Source organism: Thermoflexus hugenholtzii, from assembly GCF_018771565.1.
In the GTDB taxonomy this organism is placed as follows: Bacteria; Chloroflexota; Anaerolineae; order Thermoflexales; family Thermoflexaceae; genus Thermoflexus; species Thermoflexus hugenholtzii_A.
On sequence record NZ_CP076326.1, the window covers coordinates 1,818,549 to 1,841,254 of the forward strand.

14 protein-coding genes and 1 CRISPR repeat array are annotated in these 22,706 nt (G+C 68.5%); of the genes, 7 read left to right on the top strand and 7 right to left on the bottom strand.

Annotation, left to right across the window (positions count from 1 at the left end):
• Positions 1 to 155: 155 nt before the first annotated feature.
• Complete coding sequence (polA, locus tag KNN16_RS08355; RefSeq protein WP_303896334.1) at positions 156 to 2,984, top strand: DNA polymerase I; 2,829 nt, start codon at positions 156 to 158, stop codon at positions 2,982 to 2,984.
• A gap of 133 nt (positions 2,985 to 3,117) precedes the next feature.
• Here the strand turns inward: polA and KNN16_RS08360 are convergent, their stop codons facing one another.
• The 6 genes from KNN16_RS08360 to tnpA all read right to left on the bottom strand — a co-directional run bounded on the left by KNN16_RS08360 (position 3,118) and on the right by tnpA (position 9,480).
• The gene (locus KNN16_RS08360) at positions 3,118 to 3,954 is read right to left on the bottom strand and encodes an ABC transporter permease (protein ID WP_299288067.1); all 837 of its coding nucleotides are present in this window, start codon (positions 3,952 to 3,954) and stop codon (positions 3,118 to 3,120) included.
• A gap of 26 nt (positions 3,955 to 3,980) precedes the next feature.
• Positions 3,981 to 4,724, bottom strand: a complete 744-nt coding sequence (gene rsmG / locus KNN16_RS08365; protein ID WP_299288064.1) for a 16S rRNA (guanine(527)-N(7))-methyltransferase RsmG — start codon at positions 4,722 to 4,724, stop codon at positions 3,981 to 3,983.
• A 109-nt stretch (positions 4,725 to 4,833) separates the two neighbouring features.
• Positions 4,834 to 6,222 (bottom strand): L-seryl-tRNA(Sec) selenium transferase, encoded by a 1,389-nt coding sequence (gene selA / locus KNN16_RS08370; RefSeq protein ID WP_303896340.1) that lies wholly within the window; start codon positions 6,220 to 6,222, stop codon positions 4,834 to 4,836.
• A gap of 301 nt (positions 6,223 to 6,523) precedes the next feature.
• Positions 6,524 to 6,901, bottom strand: coding sequence for a hypothetical protein (locus KNN16_RS08375; RefSeq protein ID WP_303896342.1), 378 nt, complete (start codon positions 6,899 to 6,901; stop codon positions 6,524 to 6,526).
• Between the two features lie 48 nt (positions 6,902 to 6,949).
• Positions 6,950 to 8,266 carry a pyrimidine-nucleoside phosphorylase gene (locus KNN16_RS08380; protein ID WP_303896344.1) on the bottom strand — a complete coding sequence of 439 codons (1,317 nt, stop codon included), beginning with the start codon at positions 8,264 to 8,266 and terminating at the stop codon, positions 6,950 to 6,952.
• 779 nt (positions 8,267 to 9,045) lie between these two features.
• On the bottom strand, positions 9,046 to 9,480 hold the full coding sequence (gene tnpA / locus KNN16_RS08385; protein ID WP_303896346.1) for an IS200/IS605 family transposase: 435 nt from the start codon (positions 9,478 to 9,480) through the stop codon (positions 9,046 to 9,048).
• A 1,125-nt stretch (positions 9,481 to 10,605) separates the two neighbouring features.
• Here tnpA and KNN16_RS08390 point away from each other — a divergent pair.
• The 3 genes from KNN16_RS08390 to KNN16_RS08400 are packed head-to-tail and all read left to right on the top strand — an operon-like array spanning position 10,606 to position 15,532.
• Positions 10,606 to 12,048, top strand: coding sequence for an FAD-dependent thymidylate synthase (locus tag KNN16_RS08390; protein ID WP_303896348.1), 1,443 nt, complete (start codon positions 10,606 to 10,608; stop codon positions 12,046 to 12,048).
• Positions 12,049 to 12,072: 24 nt separating this feature from the next.
• Positions 12,073 to 13,449: a dipeptidase gene (locus KNN16_RS08395; RefSeq protein WP_303896350.1), complete on the top strand. Its 1,377-nt coding sequence runs from the start codon at positions 12,073 to 12,075 to the stop codon at positions 13,447 to 13,449.
• 43 nt (positions 13,450 to 13,492) lie between these two features.
• Positions 13,493 to 15,532, top strand: a complete 2,040-nt coding sequence (locus KNN16_RS08400) for a helicase-related protein (protein ID WP_303896352.1) — start codon at positions 13,493 to 13,495, stop codon at positions 15,530 to 15,532.
• A gap of 253 nt (positions 15,533 to 15,785) precedes the next feature.
• A CRISPR array of direct repeats spans positions 15,786 to 17,152; the repeat unit is 30 nt; unit sequence GTCGCAATCCCCTGAAAACGGGTCTCGTCC.
• A 364-nt stretch (positions 17,153 to 17,516) separates the two neighbouring features.
• On the opposite strand, the gene rfbB is transcribed toward KNN16_RS08400, so the two are convergent.
• Positions 17,517 to 18,557: a dTDP-glucose 4,6-dehydratase gene (gene rfbB / locus KNN16_RS08405; protein WP_299286606.1), complete on the bottom strand. Its 1,041-nt coding sequence runs from the start codon at positions 18,555 to 18,557 to the stop codon at positions 17,517 to 17,519.
• Positions 18,558 to 19,243: 686 nt separating this feature from the next.
• Between rfbB and dnaA the strand changes: the two genes are divergently transcribed.
• From dnaA to KNN16_RS08420, 3 genes are all read left to right on the top strand, one after another.
• On the top strand, positions 19,244 to 20,584 hold the full coding sequence (gene dnaA, locus KNN16_RS08410) for a chromosomal replication initiator protein DnaA (RefSeq protein ID WP_299286603.1): 1,341 nt from the start codon (positions 19,244 to 19,246) through the stop codon (positions 20,582 to 20,584).
• Positions 20,585 to 21,357: 773 nt separating this feature from the next.
• On the top strand, positions 21,358 to 21,660 hold the full coding sequence (locus KNN16_RS08415) for a WXG100 family type VII secretion target (RefSeq protein ID WP_303896357.1): 303 nt from the start codon (positions 21,358 to 21,360) through the stop codon (positions 21,658 to 21,660).
• 21 nt (positions 21,661 to 21,681) lie between these two features.
• Positions 21,682 to 22,704, top strand: coding sequence for a hypothetical protein (locus KNN16_RS08420; protein ID WP_303896359.1), 1,023 nt, complete (start codon positions 21,682 to 21,684; stop codon positions 22,702 to 22,704).
• Positions 22,705 to 22,706: the final 2 nt, after the last annotated feature.

Below are 22,706 nucleotides of genomic sequence, written 5' to 3' on the forward strand. Positions count from 1 at the left end.
CGGCGTGAAGGCCTCCGGCCCTCGGGCCCTCGGGCCCTCGGAGCGGCTCCCGCCGTGATTCCACGGCGAGATCTGAGATGCCGGGAGCGAAGGGCCGCCCAGGGTTACAATTAAGAAGCCGGCAGGGGCTTCGGATCGGATCGGGAGGACGTGGCATGGGATCCCTGGTGGTGCTGGTGGATGGACATTCTCTGGCTTACCGGGCGTATTACGCCCTGTTGCGGCAGGGCCTGCAGACCCGCAAGGGGGAGCCGACCCATGCGGTCTACGGCTTCACTTCGATGCTCCTGAAGGTCTGGCGGGAGCACCGCCCGGACTACATGGCCGTGGCCTTCGATGTGGGGCGCACCTTCCGCCACGAGGCCTTCGCCGAATACAAGGCGACGCGGGCCGAGCGCCCCTCCGATTTCGACACCCAGCTGGCCCGCATCCGGCAGATCATCGAAGCCTTCGCCATCCCCATCCTGGCCGTGGAGGGCTACGAGGCGGACGATGTGATCGGCACCGCCGCCCGCCAGGCCCTCGAGCGGGGCATAGAGGTCCTCATCGTCACCGGCGACACGGATACCTTCCAGCTGATCCGCCCGGGCATCCGGGTGCTCACCTCTCGCCGCCACTTCGATGACATCGTGATCTACGACGTTCAGGCCATCCGGGAGCGCTACGGCCTGGAGCCCCATCAGCTGGTGGACCTCAAAGCCCTCACCGGCGACCCCAGCGACAACGTCCCCGGCGTGCGCGGGATCGGGGAGCGCACGGCCACCGAGCTGCTGAAGCGCTACGGCTCCCTGGAGAACATCTACGCCCATCTGGACGAGATCCAGCCGGAGCGGGTGCGGCGGCTGCTGGAGGCCGGCCGGGAGCAGGCCTTCCTGAGCAAGGAGCTGGTCCGCATCCGCACCGACGCCCCGATTGCGGTGGACTGGGAGGCGTGCCGGGTCGGACGCTATGACCGGGAGGCGGTTCTGGCTCTCTTCCAGGAGCTGGAGTTCCGGAGCCTGATCCCCCGTCTCCCGAACGGCGCGGCCCCTTCGGAAGAGAAGCCCCCGGAGGCCCCTCCGGGGCCGGCCCGCCAGCCCACCCTCTTCCCGGAGCCCATCGGGCCCGCCGTGGTCCAGCCCTTAACGGTCCCCCCGCTGCGGACGGAGCATCTGCCTCGCCCGACGGAGGCCACGGTGGTGACCGATGAGGCCGGGCTGGCCGCGCTGCGGGAGGCTCTGGAGCGAGCGCCTCGCTTCGCCTTCGATGTGGAGACCGACGCCCTCTCCCCGATGCGGGCGGGCCTGGTGGGCCTCTCCTTCGCCGTGGAGGAAGGGCGGGGCTATTACGTCCCGGTCGGCCATCGGGACGGCACCCCCCAGCTGCCCCTCGGCCGGGTTCTGGAGGTCCTGGGGCCCGTCCTCCGCGACCCGGGGCGTCCCAAGGTGGCCCATCACGCCAAGTTCGACATGCTGATCCTGGCCCGCCATGGGGTGGAGGTGGAGGGGCTGGTCTTCGACACCATGGTCGCCGAATGGGTGCTCAACCCGGCCGCCTACGGTCTCAACCTGAAGCATCTGGCGTGGCTCCGGCTGGGCGTGGAGATGACCACCATCGAGCAGCTGATCGGGAAAGGGAAGGGCCAGCGCTCCTTCGCCGATGTCCCGGTCTCCGCCGCCGCCCCTTACGCCGCGGCCGACGCCGATCTCACCCTGCGCATCGCCCGGGTTCAGGAGGAGGAGCTGCGACGGCAGGGGCTGTGGAAGCTCTTCACCGAGATCGAGATCCCCCTCATCCCCGTGCTGGTCCGGATGGAGCAGGCCGGGATCCTGATCGACGTCCCCCTGCTGCAGCAGATGTCCGTCGAGTTCGAGAAACGGATCCAGACCCTGGCCCAGGAGATCTACCGCTGGGTGGGATATCCGTTCAACCTGGACTCCCCGCGCCAGCTTTCCGATGCCCTGTTCGGCAAGCTGCAGCTGCCCACCGCCGACGTTCCGCGGACCGGGACGGGGATGTATTCGACCTCCAGCGAGGTGCTGGAGAGCCTGCGGGGAGCGCATCCGGTGATCGAGCTCATCCTGGAATACCGGCAGCTGGCCAAGCTGAAGAGCACCTACGTGGACGCCCTGCCGCGGATGATCCATCCGGATACCGGCCGGATCCATCCCATTTATCACCAGACCGGGACGGTGACCGGGCGCATCTCGGCCAGCGATCCGAATATCCAGAACATCCCCATCCGCACCGAGCTGGGCAAACAGATCCGACGGGCCTTCATCGCCCCGCCGGGCTGCGCGCTCCTTTCCGCCGATTACTCGCAGATCGAGCTGCGCATCCTGGCCCACATCACCGGGGATCCCGGGCTGATCGCGGCCTTCCGGGCGGGAGAGGACATCCACCGGGCCACGGCGGCGAAGGCCTTCGGGATCCCGCTGGATCAGGTGACGGAGGAGCAGCGCAACTTCGCCAAGCGGATCAACTACGGGCTGATCTACGGGATGAGCGCCCATGGGCTGGCCCAGCAGCTGGGGGTCTCGCGGCGCGAGGCGGAGCGGTTCATCCAGCAGTACTTCACCGCCTTCCCCCGGGTGAAGGTCTACATCGAGACGATCAAGGAACGGGTCGCCCGACAGGGGTATGTGGAGACCCTCCTGGGACGCCGGCGCTACTTCCCGGAGCTGATGCCGGCGGCGCCCGGGCAGCCCCCGCGCCGGCTCCCGGAGGCCGTGCGCCGGAAGGCGGAGCGGGAGGCCATCAACGCCCCCATCCAGGGCAGCGCCGCGGACATCATCAAGATCGCCATGATCCGGATCGACCGGGCCATCCGGGAGCAGGGCTTGCGGACCCGCATGATCATGCAGGTTCACGACGAGCTGGTGTTCGAGGTGCCCGAGGAGGAGGTCGAGATCGTCCGGGCGCTGGTGGACGAACGGATGCGGAACGCCTACCCCCTGCGCGTGCCGCTGGACGTGGAGATCCACATCGGGCCTCACTGGTCATAAGGGGCCGGAAGATCCTCCGATCCGCTCCCAGGGCTTTCCGGTTTTTCCAGATGCGGGACGGATCCGGACGCTGGGGGATCGGTTCCTGGTCGACGGGTTTCGGATGTGCGTGGCCGGTTTCCCGGATCCCTGCTCACAGGTCCCGGCGCTCGAACTGATAGACAGCCAGGGCGAGGAAGAAAGCGATGTAGAGGACGGCGTAGAGAAGCATCCGGTCGCTGGGGATGGTGGCGGCGGTGAACGGATTGAAGCCGGCCAGGCGGGCGAGGGGGCTCTGGAGCTCATAGGCCGTGCGCCGCCAGATGGCCTCCGCCGGCATCAGCAACGAGGCCAGGATCCCCAGATCCACCACAGCCGGTTGTCGGATCAGGCTCCCGACCTGCTCCATCCATCCCCCGACGAACGCCACGCCGTAAAGGCCCAGCCCCAGCGCCCCATTGGCCAGGCTCGACAGCCAGGTCCCTCCCCAGAACGAGAGGGAGAGCGGGACCAGGGCCTCGAGGGCGAGGAGGGCGAGCCCCCGGGCCCATCCGGGGGGAGCCCACCCGGTGATCCAGGCCGTCAGGCCCATGATCCCGCCTCCCAGCCCCAGGGCGTAGAGGAGCAACCAGAGGGCATGCCCGAGGAACTTGCCCAGGAGGATCTGGGAGCGGGCCACCGGCCGCGCCGCCACCGCCTGGATCACCCCCGAGGCGATCTCCCCAGCGATGGCGTCCGCCGTCCCGATGACCGCGGCCATGATGATCAGGAAGTTCGCCACATAGAGGGCCGCCAGCATCAGGAACCCCACCGCCTCCTCCCGAACCCGGGGATCCGGGGGGCCGAAGCGGGTGAGCTCCCGATGGACCAGGGCCATGCCAAGGCCGAAGAGGAGCAGGAAGACGGCCCCCAGGCCGAAGGCCGCCAGCACCAGCCGGCGGCGCGACACCTCCCGCAGGGTCAGCCCGGCGATCAGACGGATGGCCTCCATCGACGCGCCTCCTCACTTTTCCCCGCTCAACGAAGCGGACGTTTCTCCGGGATCCCCGGCCGTCGGGGGTAGCCGGCCGGCGTGGGCGCCGCTTTCTCGAAGACCAGCAACGTCCGTGGGGGAAGATGGGGCGACCAGGCCACCTCCCGGCGCTCCCGAAGCCGACCGCCCAACCGCTCCAATGCTCCCCGGGCTGCCGCCAGCTCCTCCTCCACTTCCGCCCCCTTCATCGCCACCGCCACCCCATTCACCCGGACCAGGGGGAGCAGATACTCCAGGAGAACGGGGAGAGCGGCCACGGCGCGGGCGATGGCGATGTCGTAGCGCTCGCGATGCGCCGGATCCTGCCCCACCTCTTCGGCCCGGCGCGCCAGCACCGTCACGCCGTCCAGCCCGAGCTCCCGCGCCACCGCCTCGAGGAAACGGGCTTTCTTCCCCACGGACTCAATCAGGGCGACCTCGAGGGCCGGCCAGGCCAGCTTCAGGGCCAGGCCGGGGAACCCGGCGCCGCTCCCTACGTCGGCCAGCCGGCGCGCCGGCCACCGGGCGGGCGCAGGCGGCCATCCGGGCTCCCGCAGGACCATCAGGGCGGTCAGCGAGTCGATGAAATGGCGGGCGGCCATGGCCTCCGGATCCACGATGGTGGTGAGGTTGATCCGCTCGTTCCACTCCCGCACCATGCGGGCGTAGCGCGCCATGGCCTCCAGGGCCGGCTCCGGCAGGGTCCACCCCAGCCCGCTCAGGCCCTCCTCCAGCACGCGCCGGAACATCCTCTCGAAGTCCTCATGCTTCATCGGCCAGAACCGAAGAAAACGAAAGGTCGGGGCTAAAGCCCTTCCTGCAGAAAATGGGGAAACATTCGAACGATTGTCGGAAAACTCACGATCCTACCTGGGCGCCGATTCGCGACCACGCCTGGCGGATCCCCCGCAGGAGCGCGTCCTCCTGATCCGGGCGCACCGTGCGCAGATCCAGCCACACCGCGTCCTCCTGAACCCGGGCGATGATGGGCGGATCCGCTTGACGCAGCGCGGCCATCAACGCCTCAGGGTCCGGCGGCCGCAGGACCAGGGCGGCGCTGGGCAGGGTTTCGCCGGGGAGGCTGCCTCCGCCGATGGTGGAACGGGTCGGGCGGACCTCCGCGGGGATCCCTTCGGCCCGGAGCCGGGCCGCGCAGGCCTGGGCCCGTCCCTCCAGCTCCTCCAGAGGCGTGGCGATCATCCGCCAGACCGGGATCTCCCGGGTGGCTTCCCCTTTGAGGTAATGGATGAGGGTGGCGCTCAGGGCGGCCAGCGTGAGCTTGTCCGGACGCAGGGCGCGCATCAGCGGATGCCGCCGCATGCGGGCCAGAAGCTCCCGCTTTCCCACCAGGATCCCGGCCTGAGGGCCTCCCAGCAGCTTGTCGCCGCTGAAGCACACCACCGCCGCGCCCGCCGCGACGCTCTCCTGCACCATCGGCTCGTGGGCCAGGCCGAAGGCCGCCGTGTCCAGCAACGCCCCGCTCCCCAAATCGTCCATCACCGGGACGTCGTAACGGGCCCCGAGGGCCACCAGCTCCGCCAGGGGCACCTCGGAGACGAAGCCGATCATGCGGAAGTTGCTATGGTGGGCATGGAGGATGAGGGCGATGTCCTCCCCCCGGGCGAGGGGCTCTTCATAATCGCGGAGGTGGGTCCGGTTGGTGGTGCCGACCTCGATCAGGCGCGCGCCGCTCTGGGCCATCACCTCGGGGATGCGGAAGCCGCCGCCGATCTCGATGAGCTGGCCCCGGGAGATCAGGACCCCGCGCCCCCGGGCCATGACGGTGAGGGCGAGCAACACCGCGGCCGCGTTGTTGTTGACCACCAGAGCGGCTTCGGCCCCGGTGAGCCGGCACAGCTGCTCCTCCACCGCGGCCTGACGCTCCCCCCGCTCCCCTTTCTCCAGATCGAACTCCAGGTCGCTGTAGGCCGCTGCGGCCCGAATGGCCTCCAGGGCGGCCTCGGGGAGGGGCGCGCGGCCCAGGTTGGTGTGCAGGATCACCCCGGTGGCGTTGATCACCGGGCGCGGGCGAGGGGTGTGCCAGCGGGCCAGAAGGGCGGCGGCCCGCTCCAGAACGGCCCGCTCGGACGGCGGGGAGTCGCCCGGCCGGAGCTTCGCGCGGAACTCCGTCAGGGCCTCCCGCAGGGCGTCGGCGACGGCCTCATGGCCGAAGGCCGCCACGAGGGGCGCCGCGCCCTCCGCTCGCAGCAGCCGATCCACGCTGGGCAGCTCCCGACGGGGATCCATCCCCACCTTTCCCTCCGCGATGGGTTCGATCCGCGGTCTCCCCCAGAGGCCGCCCCATCGCCCCGCAGGGCGGGGGCCGCTTCCGCCGTGACCCTGTCAGAAAGGTCGGGGCGAAAGCGCCTCTCCCACGATCTTTGCAGGAGCGGCTTCGGCCGCGAACCTTTGTGCGCCATCGAAGACGTGAAGTCCAGGGCGAAAGCTCCCCCTGCCGGAAACTTAGAGATCAGCCTGACCTGGCGCCGGCCTCCGCCGACGCCAGGGATCCCCTTTCGGTCGGCCGCAGGCCTCCCCAGGGTCGCCTTCATTCGCCAGGCTCTGCGTCCGGCTCGGTGGCCCACCACAGGAGCTCAGCCCCGAGCAACAAAACGGCGAGCAGAGCGATCCACTCCAGCCGGAGAGCCCGCTGGAAGTGTAACAGCGCCAGGGCTGCGATGCCGAGAGCGCCCCAACCGCTGCGCCGCCAGATTCGCTCCCTGCGCGGCGGTGCCCCCTCCTCCCCTCGCCGGTGAAGGAGCTCCATCGGAAACCAGAGCAGCCCCCAGGCCATCAGGCCGATCCCGAACCCCATCAGCAGGCGCGCGAGCGCCAGATCCGGATACAGGCGCCAGAGGGTGAACAGGATGATCAACCCTCCCGCACCGATCAGCCCGAGCGCGGTCCATGCGTGCGAACGCCACATCCTCGCCCTCCATCGGAGATCCGGGAGCCCTCCGGCCGAAGCCATCCGCTATCCGATCCCCGCGGGGATCGTCTCGTAGATGTGGGGCAACGGCGGGACTGGGGCCTCCCGGATGCGCACCGCCCGGGAGAGCCAGGCCTCCGCCTCCGCGAGCCGCTCCTCCGCGTTGGCGTGCACCGTGAACAGGGGCTCGCCCCGCCGCACCGGATCGCCCACCTTGCGATGGACCAGGATCCCCACCGCGGGATCGATGGGCTCCCCCTTCTTCGTCCGTCCGGCCCCCAGGGCCACGGCGGCCATGCCGACTTCGTAAGCCCGCATCTCGGCGATGTATCCATCGGCGGGCGCCGGGATCTCCCGGATCAGGCGGGCTCGGGGAAGGCGCTCCGGCTCCTCGATCTGCTCCACATCCCCGCCCTGGGCGGCCACCAGGGCGCGGAACTTCTCCCAGGCGGCCCCGGAGGACAGCGTCTCCTCCGCCAGCCGGCGGCCCTCCGCCACGCTCCCCGCCCGGCCGCCCAGATACAGCATGTAGGCGGCGATGGTCAGGCAATGCTCCCGGAAATCCTGCGGCCCATCGCTCCGCAGCGTGGCGATGGCCTCCTTCACCTCCAGGGCGTTGCCGACCGCCTCGCCCAGGGGCTGGTTCATATCCGAGATCACCGCCACCACCCGCCGGCCCAGCGCGAATCCGATGTCGACCATCCGCTGGGCCAGGGCCCGCGCGTCCTCCAGGGTCTTCATAAAGGCGCCGTTGCCGACCTTAACGTCCAGCACGATGGCGTCGGCCCCCGCGGCGATCTTCTTGCTCATGATCGAGGCGGCGATCAGCGGGATGCTGGGGACGGTCCCGGTGACGTCCCGCAGGGCGTAGAACTTCCCATCCGCGGGCGCCAGGTCCGCCGACTGGCCGCAGAGGACGGCGCCGACCCGCCGGAGCTGCTCCCGGAACTCCTCCACGGTGAGCTCCACCCGGAAGCCCCGGATGGACTCCAGCTTGTCGATGGTCCCGCCGGTGAAGGAGAGGCCCCGGCCGCTCATCTTGCCCACGGGCAGGCCGGCGGCGGCCACCAGAGGCACCACCACCAGGCTGACCTTGTCGCCCACCCCGCCCGTGGAGTGCTTGTCCACCACCACCGGGGCGATATCGTGGAGATCCAGCACCCGCCCGGAGTAGGCCATGGCCAGGGTGAGGTCGGCCGTCTCCCGGGGCGTCATCCCGCGGAAGTAAACGGCCATCAGGAAAGCGGCGGCCTGGTAATCCGGGATCTCCCCGCGCGTGAAGCCCTCGACGAAGAACCGGATCTCCTCCGGGCTCAGCTCATAGCCGTCGCGCTTTTTCTCAATGATCTCCACCGCGCGCATGGGGCCACCTCGCCGGATTGAGGATCGCGCGCCCCGGCGGCCCGGGCCGCGCGGAATGAGTTCCCTCCTCAATCATAATCGAGTGGCACGCGCTCTGTGGAGAACCGGGATATGTCTCTTCACGCCGATTGGAAATCGGCCTTCTCAGACGCTCACGCGCCAGGCGTCGGCCCCCGCCGACGCAAAAGAACACCCTCCCGGTCGGCGCAGGCCTTCACGCCGATTGAAATCGGCCTCCCCAGGCGCTTACGCGCCAAGCGTCGGCCTCCGCCGACGCAAGAGACGCACTTTCGGTCGGCGCAGGCCGACCGTTGGCCGAAGGCCCCTGGAGGCCGAATTCATTCGGCGCACCCCGCGCCAGGCGTCGGCCTCCGCCGACGCAAAGAGCGCTTTTCCGGTCGGCGCAGGCCGACCGTCGGCCGGAGGCCCCCCGAGGTCGAATTCATTCGACGCCCAAGGCCTTCACGCCGATTGAAATCGGCCTTCTCAGGCGCTGCGCACCAGGCATCAGCCTCCGCCGACACAAGAGACGCCTTACTGATCGGCGCAGGCTCTCATGCCGATTGAAATCGGCCTCCACGGGCGCTCCGCGCCAAGCGTCGGCCTCCGCCGACGCAAAACCCCTTCCCGGTCAGCGCAGGCCGACCGTCGGCCGAAGGTCCTCCAGGCCGAATTCATTCGGCATTCAAAGCAGGCGATTCGCCAAAGGACTCCGCACCAAGAGATCGGTCTTCCAAAAACCCCTCGTGCCTGACATAGGCCCGGGCCCGCATCCCTTCTCAGTTAGAATCAGGCTCGGTCTCCTCGGAGACAGATTCCAGTTCCGTGATCAGGCTACCCGCTTGATGATGTTCCTTCTGCCGCTGGATATAGGCCACAATTCGCTCCACATCCCAACGGCTGACGCTGAAGGCGCCGTAGAAGCCCTGCCACTTGAAGGGCAACCCCGGTCTCAACACATCGTTGACAAAATGGGAGGAAACGCCCTTCAGTCGTTTGACCAGCTCGGCCACCGTGACTGTGCTGGGCATCTGAACCAGAACGTGCAGGTGGTCAGGCACGCTGTTCAGAGCCAGAACTGTGCAACCCATTTTCTGGGCTTCGAGAGCGATCACCCGGTGCAATGGTCGCTCGATCGCCGGCGTAATGAGCGGAAGTCGATCCCATGTTGCCCAGACCAGATGGATATAAATCGCAAGGGTGTCCCGAGGCATGATCCGAATCCCCGAATGGCTTGGGTCAGATTGATTATGGCCCTCATTCTCGGCCGGCGCAGGCTTTCACGCCAATTGAAATCAGCCTCCACAGGCGCTTCATGCCAGGCGTCGGCCTCCGCCAACGCAGGATGCCCTTTCGGTCGGCGCAGGCCAACCATTGGCCAAAGGCCCCTGGAGGCCGAATTCATTCGGCACGCATGCCGACCGCCGAAGGCTTTCACGCCGATTAAAATCGGCCTCCCCAGGCGCTGCGCGCCAGGCGTCGGCCTCCGCCGACACAAAGAGCGCTTTTCCGGTCGGCGCAGGCCGACCGTCGGCCGAAGGCCCCTGGAGGCCGAATTCATTCGGCGCACCCCGCGCCAGGCGTCGGCCTCCGCCGACGCAAAGAGCGCTTTTCCGGTCGGCGCAGGCCGACCGTCGGCCGAAGGCCTTGGCGCCGATTGAAATCGGCCTCCTCAGGCGCTGGCGCGCCAGGCGTCGGCCTCCGCCGACGCAAAGAGCGCTTTTCCGGTCGGCGCAGGCCGACCGTCGGCCGAAGGCCCCTGGAGGCCGAATTCATTCGGCGCACCCCGCGCCAGGCGTCGGCCTCCGCCGACGCAAAGAGCGCTTTTCCGGTCGGCGCAGGCCGACCGTCGGCCGAAGGCCTTCACGCCGATTGAAATCGGCCTTCTCAGGCGCTCACGCGCCAGGCGTCGGCCTCCGCCAACGCAAAGAACACCCTCCCGGTCGGCGCAGGCCGACCGTCGGCCGAAGGCCCCCCGAAGTCGAATTCATTCGACGGGCAGGCCGACCGTTGGCCGAAAGCCCCCCAGGCCGAATTCATTCGGCGCACCCCGCGCCAGGCGTCGGCCTCCGCCGACGCAAAGAGGCCTTTTTCGGTCGGCGCAGGCCGACCGTCGGCCGAAGGCCCCCCAAGGTCGAATTCATTCGACGGGCAGGCCGACCGTCGGCCGTAGGCCCTTTGAGGCCGAATTCATTCGGCGCGCAGGCCGACCCTCAGCGGAAGGCCTCCCCAGGCCGAATTCATCCGGCGCATTTAGGAGGCCTCCCAACCAGGCTCCCCATGGCGCGGCCTTGTGATAGCATGGCAGAGCGATGCCTGGCCCGGAAAGGAGGAACGGCATGCGGGAGCGGCGGATCTACCTGCTGGATCCGCGCAGATACCGGCCGGAGGTCATCGCCGTGGCCTTCGCCAAGACCAGCCGCAGCCCCGAGCCCTTCGACGTCATCGCCGAGGGCTTGAGCGACGAGTCCGCGGCCCAGTTCCACGAGAAATGGGTGGTGGGCTACGGCCACGCCTCGGTGGCCGAGCACGCCGTCCTCCACATCGCCTTCGAGAACATCTCCCGCCTGGCCGCCGAGGCCATCGAAGGGGTGCGGCTGGCCTCCTTTACGGAGAAGTCCACCCGCTTCCAGATCCTCGACCGGGAGGCTTTCTACCTGCCGCCGGAGATCGCCGCTTCCCCCTTCCGGGAGGCTTACGCCGAGACGATGACGCGGCTGTTCGAGACCTACCACGCCGCCCTGGAGCCCGTCCGTCGGGTGATGGAGGGCTGGTTCCCCCGCCGCCCGGAGGAGAGCGAGGGGGCCTACCGCACCCGGCTGCGGATCCGGGCCATGGACGCCTGCCGCTACCTGCTGCCCACCGCCACCCTGACCAACGTGGGGATGACGGTGAACGCCCGCGCCCTGGAGCACGGCCTCCGCAAATGGCTCTCCCACCCCCTCGCGGAGGTCCGGGAGATCGCCGCAACGGTGAAGGCCGTGGCCCTCCGAGAGGTCCCCACCCTCCTCAAATACGCCGAGCCCAACGCCTACCTCCGGACCAGCGCGGAGCGCCTGCGGCAATGGGCCTGCGCCCTCCCCGAAGACCCCGAACCCCGGGATGGGGTCCGGCTGATCGCCTGGGACCCGGAGGCCGAGGTCCGCTTCATCGCCGCCTGCCTCTACCGGTTCCGGGCCCTCAGCTACGAAGGAGCCCTCCGGCAGGTCCGGGCGATGCGCCCGGAGGAGCGGCGGGAGGTTCTGGAGGCCGCCCTGGGCGGCCGCACCCCCTTCGACCCGCCCGTCCGGGAGCTGGAGCACATCGTCTACACCTTCGATTGCCTGATGGACGAGGGCGCCTATTATGATCTCAAGCGGCACCGGATGATGACCCAGACGCCCCAGGCCCTGACCGCCGCCTATGGCTACGCGGTCCCCCGGGCGATCGAGGAAGCCGGCCTGGGGGCCGCGTATCGGACAGCGGTGGAGGCGGCCATCGCGCTGTGGGAGCGCATGCATCCGGTCATCGGAGAGGCGGCGGCCTACGCGCTGCCCAACGCCGTCTATCGGCGGGTGCTGATGACCATGAACCTGCGGGAGGCCTATCACCTGTGCCGCTTGCGGGGCGGCCCCAACGGCCACTTCGCCTATCGCTACATCGCCATGCGGATCTACGAGGCCATCCGCGCCGTGCACCCAACCCTGGCGGCCTACATGGGCTGCGAGGCGTATCCTCCCTCGGAGGAGATCGCCGCCCGGTTCGGCGGGGTGGCCCATCCCGAGGCGACCCCGACGACCTGATATCTTCCGCTCAGGAGGCCATCGATGACGGAGCCACGACAGCAGGCCCTGGAATACGTCCGGCGGAACCAGGATCGGTTCCTGGAGGAGCTGAAGGACTTCCTCCGCATCCCCTCGGTGTCCACCGACCCGGCCCACCGCGCCGATGTCGAACGGGCCGCGGCCTGGGTCGCCGAGCGGCTGCGGGCCGCCGGCGCCCCGCATGTGGAGATCATGCCCACCGGCGGCCATCCCGTGGTCTATGGGGAGGCCCCGGCGGCGCGGGCCGATGCCCCCACGGTGCTGGTCTACGGCCACTACGACGTGCAGCCGCCGGACCCGCTGGAGGAATGGGAGAGCGGGCCCTTTGAGCCCACGGTGCGGGGGGAGAACCTCTACGCCCGCGGGGCTTCGGACATGAAGGGCCAGGTCATGGCCTCCATCGCCGCCTTCGAGGCCGTCGCCCGCAGCGGCCCCCTCCCCGTCCACGTGAAGTTCCTGATCGAAGGGGAGGAGGAGATCGGCTCCCCCAGCCTCCCCGCCTTCCTCGCCGCCCACACGGACCGGCTCCGGGCCACCATCTCCCTCAACCCGGACGCCGGGATGATCGCCCCGGACCTGCCGACCATCACCTACGGGCTGCGGGGCCTGGCCTACTTCGAGCTGCGGGTCTACGGGCCGGCCCACGACCTGCACTCCGGCCTCTACGGCGGCGTGGTCCACAACCCGGCCCAGGTCCTCTGTGAGCTGATCGCCGGCATGCACGACGCCGAGGGCCGGGTCACCCTCCCCGGGTTCTACGACCGGGTCCGCCCCCTGAGCGAGGAGGAGCGGGCGGAGCTGGCCCGTCTCCCCATGGACGAAGCCTTTTATCTGCGCAACACCGGCGCGCCCGCCCTGTGGGGAGAGGCCGGCTACACGCCGGTGGAACGGGCCACCGCCCGGCCGACCCTCGAGGTCAACGGGCTGCTGGCCGGCTTCACCGGCCCCGGCGCCAAAACCGTGCTGCCCGCCTCCGCCATGGCCAAGATCTCCATGCGGCTGGTGCCGGACCAGGATCCCGATGAGGTCTATGAGCAGCTGCGGCGCTACCTGGAGGAGCGGGCGCCCCGGACCGTGCGGTGGGAGCTGATCCGGATGGCGGGGGTGCGGGCCTCCCTCACCGACCGCCGGCATCCCGCCGTGCAGGCCCTCTCCCAGGCTCTGGAGGCCGTCTGGGGGCGACGCCCCGCCTTCAAACGGGAGGGCGGCACCATCCCCATCGTCACCCAGCTCCGCGAGCTCCTAAAGGTGGAATCCGTGCTCACCGGCTTCGGCCTGCCCGACGATCGCGTCCACGCCCCCAACGAGAAGCTCCACCTGCCCACCTGGGCCCGCGGCATCGAAGCCCTGACCCTGTTCTTCTACAACTATGGGGGATAGCGTCCCTCGGCCTCTCGATCGGATCCCCCGGGGATCCCGCATCATGGTCCTGGTGAAAGGGCCGCCGGGATCGGGCAAATCCACGGTGGTCCCCTTCCTGCTGGCAGCGTGGGCCGACCAGCCGGCGATGGTGGCGGTCCCCACCCGGGCCGCCGCCATCTCCCTGGCGTGGTATGTGAACCACCGCACCCGCGATGGGGTCTACGAGCTGCCGCCGGACCTCCACCCGGATGTCTATGAGCTGGCAGGGGGGCCTCGGCTGATCCTGAGGGGCCGCGTGGGCTACGCCGTGCGGGGCAGCCATACCCTCCCCTACGGCATGCTCGACGTGCACGTGGCCTACGTCACCACCGGAATCCTCATCCAATACATCCTGAGCCAGGGCCTCTCGGAGATCTTCCCCATCGTGGATGAGGTCCACCTGCGCCAGATGGAGGGGGACCTGGCCTTCGCCCTCATCGTGAAGGAAGGCCGCCCCTTCGCGGTGATGTCGGCCACCATGGAGCGGGTGGAGGAGCGCCTCGCCCGCATCGCCCGGCGGTTCGGCTACGAGATCGTGGAGATCGAGCTCCCGGCCCCCCAGTATCCCATCCGCCTCATCGAATGGCCGGTGCGCTTCTCCACCCGGGTCGATCAGCCCGCCCGGGTGGTCCTCCAGGCCCTCCGCCGCTACCGACAGCTCCGGTTCCAGGGGACCCAGGTGGAGGTCGGGGAGGATGAGATCCGCATCGCCCATCTGGGCGTTCCCCTCCACGCCCTGATCTTCATGCCGGGCGTGCGGGAGATCGAGGCCACCGTGGAGGCGCTGCGCACCCAGTTCCGCAACGAGGTGATCCCCCTCTACGGGGCCATGGCCGTGAGCGAGCAGGAGGCCGTGGTGGAGAAGGCGGCCGACCGCAGCGCCACCCGCATCTTCGTCAGCACCGAGCTGGCCGGGGTGTCGCTGACGATGAACGCCGGCCTGGTGCTGGACCTGGGGCTGGTGCGCCGGAGCGAGGCGGACACCCGGGGGTTCGTCCGGCTGCCGGTGGTGCCCATCTCCCAGGCCGAGGCCGCCCAGCGGGCGGGCCGGGCGGGCCGGACCGCGCCGGGGCTCTGCATCCGATGCTTCCGGATGGCGGAGCTGCGGGAGGCCGCCCGGCCTCCGGAGACCCAGCGGACCTCTCCGGAGCGCATCGTGCTGGTGGGGGCGGCCCTGGGGCTGTCGGTGCGGGAGCTGCCGCTGCCGGACCCGCCCTCCCGGGAGGCGGTGGAGGAGGCCGTTCGGCTGTTGCGGCGGCTGGAGGCCCTGGATCCCCGGGGGCGGATCACGCCGCGGGGGTATCAGATCCTGGAGCTGGGCCTCCCCGCCCGCCTGGCCGTCCCGTTGCTTGTGGCCCGGGCCGCCGGCGAGGCGGAGGAGATCCTCGACGGCCTGATCGCCGCAGTCTCCCTGCTGGCGGTGGGGCGGCCGTGGCGGCTGCCGGGATACGGCCCGCCGCCGAACCGGCAGGGGGACCTCAACGCCGCCCTGGGCGCCCTGATCCGCTACATGCATCGCTACGCCCGGGACCCCTCGGCGGCGGCGGAGGAGGCCCGGGCCCAGGGGTTCGCCGACCGGGTGCTGGACGAGGCGGCCAACATCTATCTGCCGGACCTGCGATCCCGGCTGCGCCTGCTGTTCGCCGAGGAGGATGGGGGATGGGATCGCGCCATCCCGGAGCACATCGACGAGCGGCGGCTGGCCGGGTATCTGGCGGCGGGCTTCCCCGATATGGTGGGGCTGGTGGACTGGAAGCGGCGGACCCTGGAGACGCCGGATGTGATCTGCTGGATCGGACGGGATTCGGGGTTCTGGCGGGCCTATGAGGAGGAGCGGCCGCCCCTGGCCATCGCCTTATCCGGCACCTTCTCGGCGGAGGGGGCGCGCATCGCCACGGCGATGATCCCGGTGGACCCGGAGGATCTCATCCGGCTGGGGGTGGCGCGGGTGAAGGAGCGGCGGACGGTGCGGGCGCGCGGCCGGACGCGGGAGGAGGCGCTCCTGATCTGGCGGGGCGTGGAGCGGACCATGGCCGTGCGCCTGATCATGGAGGCGGATTGAGGCGCAGAGGCGGGATCGGCCTCATCGCCGGGTGTGTCCCGATTTTGTCAGGCCTGGCCGCTTTGTAGGACAACTGCTCGCAGTTGTCCTACAATTTTCTCCTCGCGCCGGAGGGGAGGCCCGGCTCGGCGGGAGCCGATGAGGAGCGGGGGGCGCAGCGCCGCGCCCCCCGCTCCTTTTTTCCCGGGGCGCGCGGGAGATGAAGTCCGATCACTCCCTACCCGGTCAGCTTCATCGCCAACCCCTTCTCGCCGTCGCAATCCCCTGAAAACGGGTCTCGTCCCTGCAAGGATTTCGCCTTCCTGCCAGGCCGCTATGGAGAGTTCGCCGTGTCGCAATCCCCTGAAAACGGGTCTCATCCCTGCAAGAAGTCTCGAGGAACAAGTCGAGATCCTGCTGGACCGAACGGATGTCGCAATCCCCTGAAAACGGGTCTCGTCCTTGCAAGAGGTTCTTAGCCTCGAGCCGGGGCAAACCCTAACGCTCGCGGAAGTCGCAATCCCCTGAAAACGGGTCTCGTCCCTGCAAGGATCGAGGGGCGCGAGGTAATGCGAATTCCCGATGGAGTGGTGTCGCAATCCCCTGAAAACGGGTCTCGTCCCTGCAAGACCGCCTGGCGGGTGGGGGTGGACCCCGAGGAGGCCCTCCTCCCGTCGCAATCCCCTGAAAACGGGTCTCGTCCCTGCAAGGTGGGCCCAGCTCCACATTATTGATCCTGCTCGGTTCCCATCGTCGCAATCCCCTGAAAACGGGTCTCGTCCCTGCAAGGCGAACATCCCCGAGGTCCGCTTCAAGTCGGTCCTCCGCCGGTCGCAATCCCCTGAAAACGGGTCTCGTCCCTGCAAGAGGGAGGGGGAAAAAATGATCATATACATCAAAGACGACGTCGCAATCCCCTGAAAACGGGTCTCGTCCCTGCAAGATGGCATATGTGTTATCGCATCCGCGACATCCTCGACGCTGCGTCGCAATCCCCTGAAAACGGGTCTCGTCCTTGCAAGCCAAAACTCAACCGAAAGGGGGAGATCAAGATGAAGGCGCGTCGCAATCCCCTGAAAACGGGTCTCGTCCTTGCAAGTGATCGCTGAGCATCAAGAAGAATCCAACAGCCAATCAAGGGTCGCAATCCCCTGAAAACGGGTCTCGTCCTTGCAAGGATTGTGGACGCAGCGGACCCGGACGTCTACCGCCAGCTCTAATCGCAATCCCCTGAAAACGGGTCTCGTCCTTGCAAGCCGAGGGGTCCGCCGAGGGGTCCCAGGAAGGGAATCCCTGTCGCAATCCCCTGAAAACGGGTCTCGTCCTTGCAAGGGAAACTTACAAGGGTTCAGGGCGACCCACCGGGTATAGTCGCAATCCCCTGAAAACGGGTCTCGTCCTTGCAAGCATCGGGAGGACGTTATTTTCCTTCCGATGGAAAACAAGGTGTCGCAATCCCCTGAAAACGGGTCTCGTCCTTGCAAGGCTGGCTTTGGCCAGATGAGCCGTTCCGGATCGAGTCTGGGTCGCAATCCCCTGAAAACGGGTCTCGTCCTTGCAAGAGGGTGGCCAGCCCGTTCGAGTTGGATTGGGGCTTCAGACTGGTCGCAATCCCCTGAAAACGGGTCTCGTCCTTGCAAGGGCGGCGGAGGGTTTTTCTTTTCTTCCCCCCTCTACCACCCCCTCACCCCTTCCTTTCCCCCCGCTTCCATCCGACTTCGCGTCCTATGATAGCCTCCTCTTGCGAATCTGTCAAGCTTCTTTTCCTCGCATTCGAACCGGCCGCGAATCCCCCCCGGTTTTCGCCCGGATCCGGGATTCGCGGAAAAGGCCCCCTCCATCGCCTCCCGGACCCCCCACATCTCGACATGCGCAACCCGATGAACGCCAGATCTGGCGGGCCCTTTCGGTCGGTTGGATCGAATTTCCGCGGATCCCCCCGGTTTTCGCCCCTCTCCGCCGATTCGCGGAACCATCAGAGCGTCCCCACCTCCGGCGACGCCGGTCACCCGGAGAAGGCGGGCCGGCTTTGGGCCAGGCGTTCCGCATACTGGCGCCGATAGTATTCCCGATACTCCCCCGATTTGATCTTCCGCCACCACCACTCGTTCTCCACATACCAGCGCACCGTCTTCTCCAGCGCCTCGTCCAGGGTGTGCCGGCTCCGCCACCCCAGCGCCACGATCTTCGAGACGTCCAGCGCATACCGCCGATCGTGCCCCGGCCGGTCCGGCACCAGGCGGATCAGCGAATACGGCTTCCCCAAAAGATCCAGGATCCGCTTCGCCACCTCGATGTTCGGCGTGGAGACCCCCGTCCCCAGGTTGTAGATCTCCCCCGGCTGCCCCTTCCGCAGCACCAGATCGATGCCCTCGCAGTGATCCAGCACGTATTGATAGTCCCGCATCTGCCGGCCGTCCCCGTAAAGGGGGATCGGCTCGTCGTCGATGGCGTTGGTGATGCACAGGGGGACGAACTTCTCCGGATACTGATAGGGGCCGATGTTGTTGGAGCCCCGGGTGATGGTCACCGGGACCCCGAAGCTGGTGAAATAGGCCAGGCAGAGGAGATCCGCCCCCGCCTTGCTGGCCGAGTAAGGGCTGCGCGGCATCAGGGGATCCCGCTCCGTGGAGGCGCCCTCCAGCACCTCGCCGTAGACCTCGTCGGTGGAGACCTGATGGTAGCGCAAGCCGAAGGCCCGCGCCGCCTCCAGCAGCACGTAGGTCCCGAAGACGTCCGTCTGCACGAAGCTCCCCGGCTCCATCAAGGAGCGATCCACGTGGGACTCGGCGGCGAAGTTGACGATGGCCTCGATGCGATGGGCGCGGATGGCCTCGTGGACCGCCCGGGCGTCGCAGATGTCCCCGCGGATGAAGGCGTAGCGCCCCCGGAATCTCTCCGCCACGTCCTTCAGGTTGTCCAGGTTCCCCGCGTAGGTCAGCTTGTCATACACCAGCACATACGCGTCCGGATACGTCTCCAGGGTCCAGCGCACGAAGTTGGACCCGATGAAGCCGGCGCCGCCGGTGACCATCAATCGCCGCACATCCGCCTCCTGTCCGCAAAGGATCCGCGCCGAAGGCGCGCCTCCGGCCTTCCGGATTATAGCCGGGCTCCCGGCTCCGGGGGAGAGCGGAGCCGTCCACGAAGGGGAATCCGAACATCCTCCCCGCCGGGGCGGCTTTCGCCGCGACCCCTTGTCTCATCGAAGACGGAGGTTCGGGGCGGAAGCCCCTGCGTCAGCCGACATTCATTGCGGCATCCATCCGGCGGGAGCGGCTTCCGGCGCGCCGCCCTCCCGGGGCCGGCGCCCGGCGTCCCCATCCCCTCGCCCGGATCCCGCCGGGATCGGCCGGACGCCCCGGGGCCGACGGTCCGCCCCCCGGCCGCCGGATCCGCAGTGGAAAACCCTGTGGATAACTCCGGCAAAACCGGGAACCCCCTGGGGAAAACCGGCGGCGATCGCCGGAGAGGGGACGCGCAGGCTGTGGAAAAGCCTGTGGGCAGCCGGGAGGTTAAACCGCTGGGGGAAGGATTGCCCGCCCCGGGGACCCCGCATAGAATCAGAAAGGCACTGCCCGGAGGAACGACGCGCTCCGTTTTCCGGGAACCATCCGAAACGTCCATCCGGAACATCCTCCACGGCCTTCGCGCCCGTGATGCGGATCCGGAAGGCTCCAGCGGCCTCCCCCGGCCGGTTCGTCCTCCGGCAGGGATGAGGAGGGAGAAGGGATGACCTGGATCGAGAACCCAAACGAGGTCTGGCAGACGGTCCTGGAGTCGCTGCAACAACAGATCCCTCGCCCCACCTTTGAGACCTGGGTGAAGGGCACGCAGGTGGTTTCGGTGCGGGGGGACACCTTCGTCATCGGGGCCCGCAGCGCCTACGCCCGGGACTGGCTGGCCCATCGGCTGCGGACGGTGATCGCGCGGGCGCTGGCCGAGGCCCTGGGGCGCCCGGTGGCGGTGGACTTCGTGGTTTACGAGAACGGCCGGATCCAGGGCCCCGCCTCCAACCCGGGCGAGGAGGACGCTTCCCTCGCCTCCCCGTGGGCCCAGCGTTTGAACCCCCGCTACACCTTCGAGACCTTCGTGGTGGGCCCGAGCAACCGCCTGGCCCACGCGGCGGCCCTGGCGGTGGCCGAGCGTCCGGCCCAGACCTACAACCCTCTCTTCATTTACGGCGGGGTGGGGCTGGGCAAGACCCACCTGCTGCACGCCATCGGCCACGTCTGCCTGCGCAAGGGGCTGCGGGTGCTCTACGTCTCCTCCGAGGAGTTCACCAACGACCTGATCAACGCCATCCGGGCCCAGACCACCGACCAGTTCCGGGACAAGTATCGCTCCATCGACGTGCTGCTGATCGACGACATCCAGTTCATCGCCGGCAAGGAGAGCACGCAGGAGGAGTTCTTCCACACCTTCAACACGCTCCACAGCAACGGCAAGCAGCTGGTGATCTCCAGCGACCGCCCGCCCCGGGCCCTGGTGACCCTGGAGGAGCGGCTCCGCTCGCGGTTCGAGTGGGGGCTGATTGCCGACATCCAGCCGCCGGACCTGGAGACCCGGATCGCCATCCTGCGGGCGAAGGCCGAGGGGCTGGCCGTTCCGGTGCCGGACGATGTGATGGAGTTCATCGCCCGGCAGATCCAGAGCAACATCCGGGAGCTGGAGGGGGCGCTGAACCGGGTGGTGGCTTACGCGCAGCTGATGGGCCTGCCCCTGACCATGGAGGCGGCCACCCGGGCCCTGGCGGATCTGCTGCCCCGGCGCCGTTCCCTCTCCATCGATCAGATCATCGAGGTCGTGGCGGATTTCTACGGGGTTCCGGCGGAGGCCCTGCGAGGGCCGCGGCGCAACAAGGAGCTGGTCTACCCCCGCCAGGTGGCGATGTATCTGGCCCGGGAGGAGACGGGGGCCTCCCTGCCGCAGATCGGCGAGGCCTTCGGAGGCCGCGATCACACCACGGTGCTCTACGGCATCGAGAAGGTGCAGAGCGAGCTGGAGCACAACGAGCGCCTGCGCCGGGAGATCATGGCCATCCGCGAGCGGCTCTACCGGGAGGAGAAGTAGCCTTCCCCCGGATCCTCGCGGGCGCCCCCAACCGGCCCCCCTCCCCGAGATCCGCGGGGCCGGCACCGCTGTCCCCGGATCCTCTTGTCATCGAAGGCAGAGGTTCGGGGCGAAAGCCCCTCCACAGAAGCCCATTTTTTGTAGGAGCGGCTTCAGCCGCGACCCTTGCGCCATCGAGAACCAGGGGCTTTGGGCTGCCGGAGCAGCCTTCACCGTGACCCCTTGCCTCATCGAAAACGGGTGCTCGGGGCAAAAGTCCCCCCCACAGAAGCCCATTTTTTGGTAGGAGCGGCTTCAGCCGCGAACTCTGCGTCATCGAGACCCAGAAACTCAGGGTCGCTGAAGCGGCCTTCACCACAACCCTTCTCGCCATCGAAGGCGGAGATTCGGGTCAAAGCGATCCAGGCCAAGGCTCTTCCCCTTCGATGATCGAAGATGGGATGGAGGGCAATGGCAGGCAGTTGCCTCGATTAGAACCCCATGGCGCAATGAGAGAGGAAAAGGTGACCTCTGCCTCTCTCCGATCCTCTGGGACATGAGCCCAGGCGATCCTTCCGGGTGCAGCGCCATAATCGGTTCCTTTCGCCTCCGGCCTTTCCCGGAGGATCAGAAGGGCCAGCCGGGGATCCCCCACGCCTCCACCCGCGATCCCCAATCCGGCATTTCGAGGCGACGCACGTCTGTTCCGTAGAAAACCGGAAAAAGGGGAACGAGGCGGCGGGGGCCGATGTCTATCATCTACATGAAGCATCTCAACACCCGGAGGGCTTCCCATGACCTCCCCCAGCCGCTTCGATTACGAAGGGATGCAGGCCATCGCCCAGCGCCTGGCCCAGCGCAGCGCCGACCTCCAGACCTACCTCGACCAAATGGACGCCCTCGCCCGCACCCTGGCCGAGCGTTGCCACTCCCCCTTCGCCCAGGCCCTCCTGGCCCGCCACGCCCGCTGGCACCGCGCCGGTCAGGAACTCGCCCAAAGCCTCCACGCCCTCGCCACCGACCTCGCCCGCATCGCCGCCGCCCAGCAGGCCGCCGAAGCCCGCGAAGGCGCCCGCTTCGCCCACCTGCCCGAATAAACCAGATCCCAGGAGGCCCCAATGGCTTGGATCCGCTGGTTCTTCAAGGAACTGTGGTGGTATCTCACGTATGAGCACTACGGCCGCCGCCGCCTGCGCCCCGCCACCTGGGGCCTGCTGTTCACCCTCCCCCTCCTGGCCGCCTTCTACCTGCTCGCCCTCTGGCTGGGCCAGCAGGCCGCCCTCCCCGGCGAGCGGCCCGCCCCCACCCTGCCGCCCCTGACCAAAACGGCGATCTTCGCCGCCGTCACCGCCACCGCCCAGGCCCCCACCCGCACCCCCGCCCCCCGGTGCCCCGAGGACCCCCGGCTGTGGCAGCTCGTTCCCCTCGAGGGGACGCTGCGGGATCCGAAGACGGGGCAGCCCATCCGGCTGCCCAAGCCGCCCCAGCGCATCGAGCCCGCCTGCGTCTACGAGGGGCTGGCCCGGGACCTGGCCCACACCCTGGTCCCCAACCCCGACGTCCCCGCGCCCTCGGTGGAGGACAAGGTCCTCTCCGTCCCCTGGTTCTGGGCCCCCGGAATGGAGGCGCCCACCATCCGGCTGGCGCCGGAGCGGCGCAGCGTATTCGAGATCGGATATGACGCCCAGGGGAAGCGGATTGATGCGCTCTATCTCCCCTACACGGCCATCGCCACCGGGGATCCCGACTTCCCGGTCCTCGTCTACGTGTATGAGGATCGCCCCCAGGCAGCATGGACACGGAACCGACAAGAGGGGCGGGAGGAGGACCTATGGGTTCGCATCCAGCTCCAGGGTGGAGAAGTAAGGCGATCCGTTGCAGGCGTGGTTTACGATGCGAAGGCCCGTCGCTGGGTTCGGATCGCCTACAAGCTCCCCCTGCCGCCCCGGGATATCCACGCCGCGCCGGCGAGCTCGGCGGAGGACCTGGCGAAACTGTTCGGATTGCCCCTCTGGCGGCGCTCGGAACTGCTGGCCCGCTTCGGCCTGGAGGAGATCTTCCCGGAGACGATCAACCCCTCCACCGTGAAACCCATCGGCACCCTCATCATCCGCCCGGAAGGGTCAGAGGCCCGGAGGTGAGT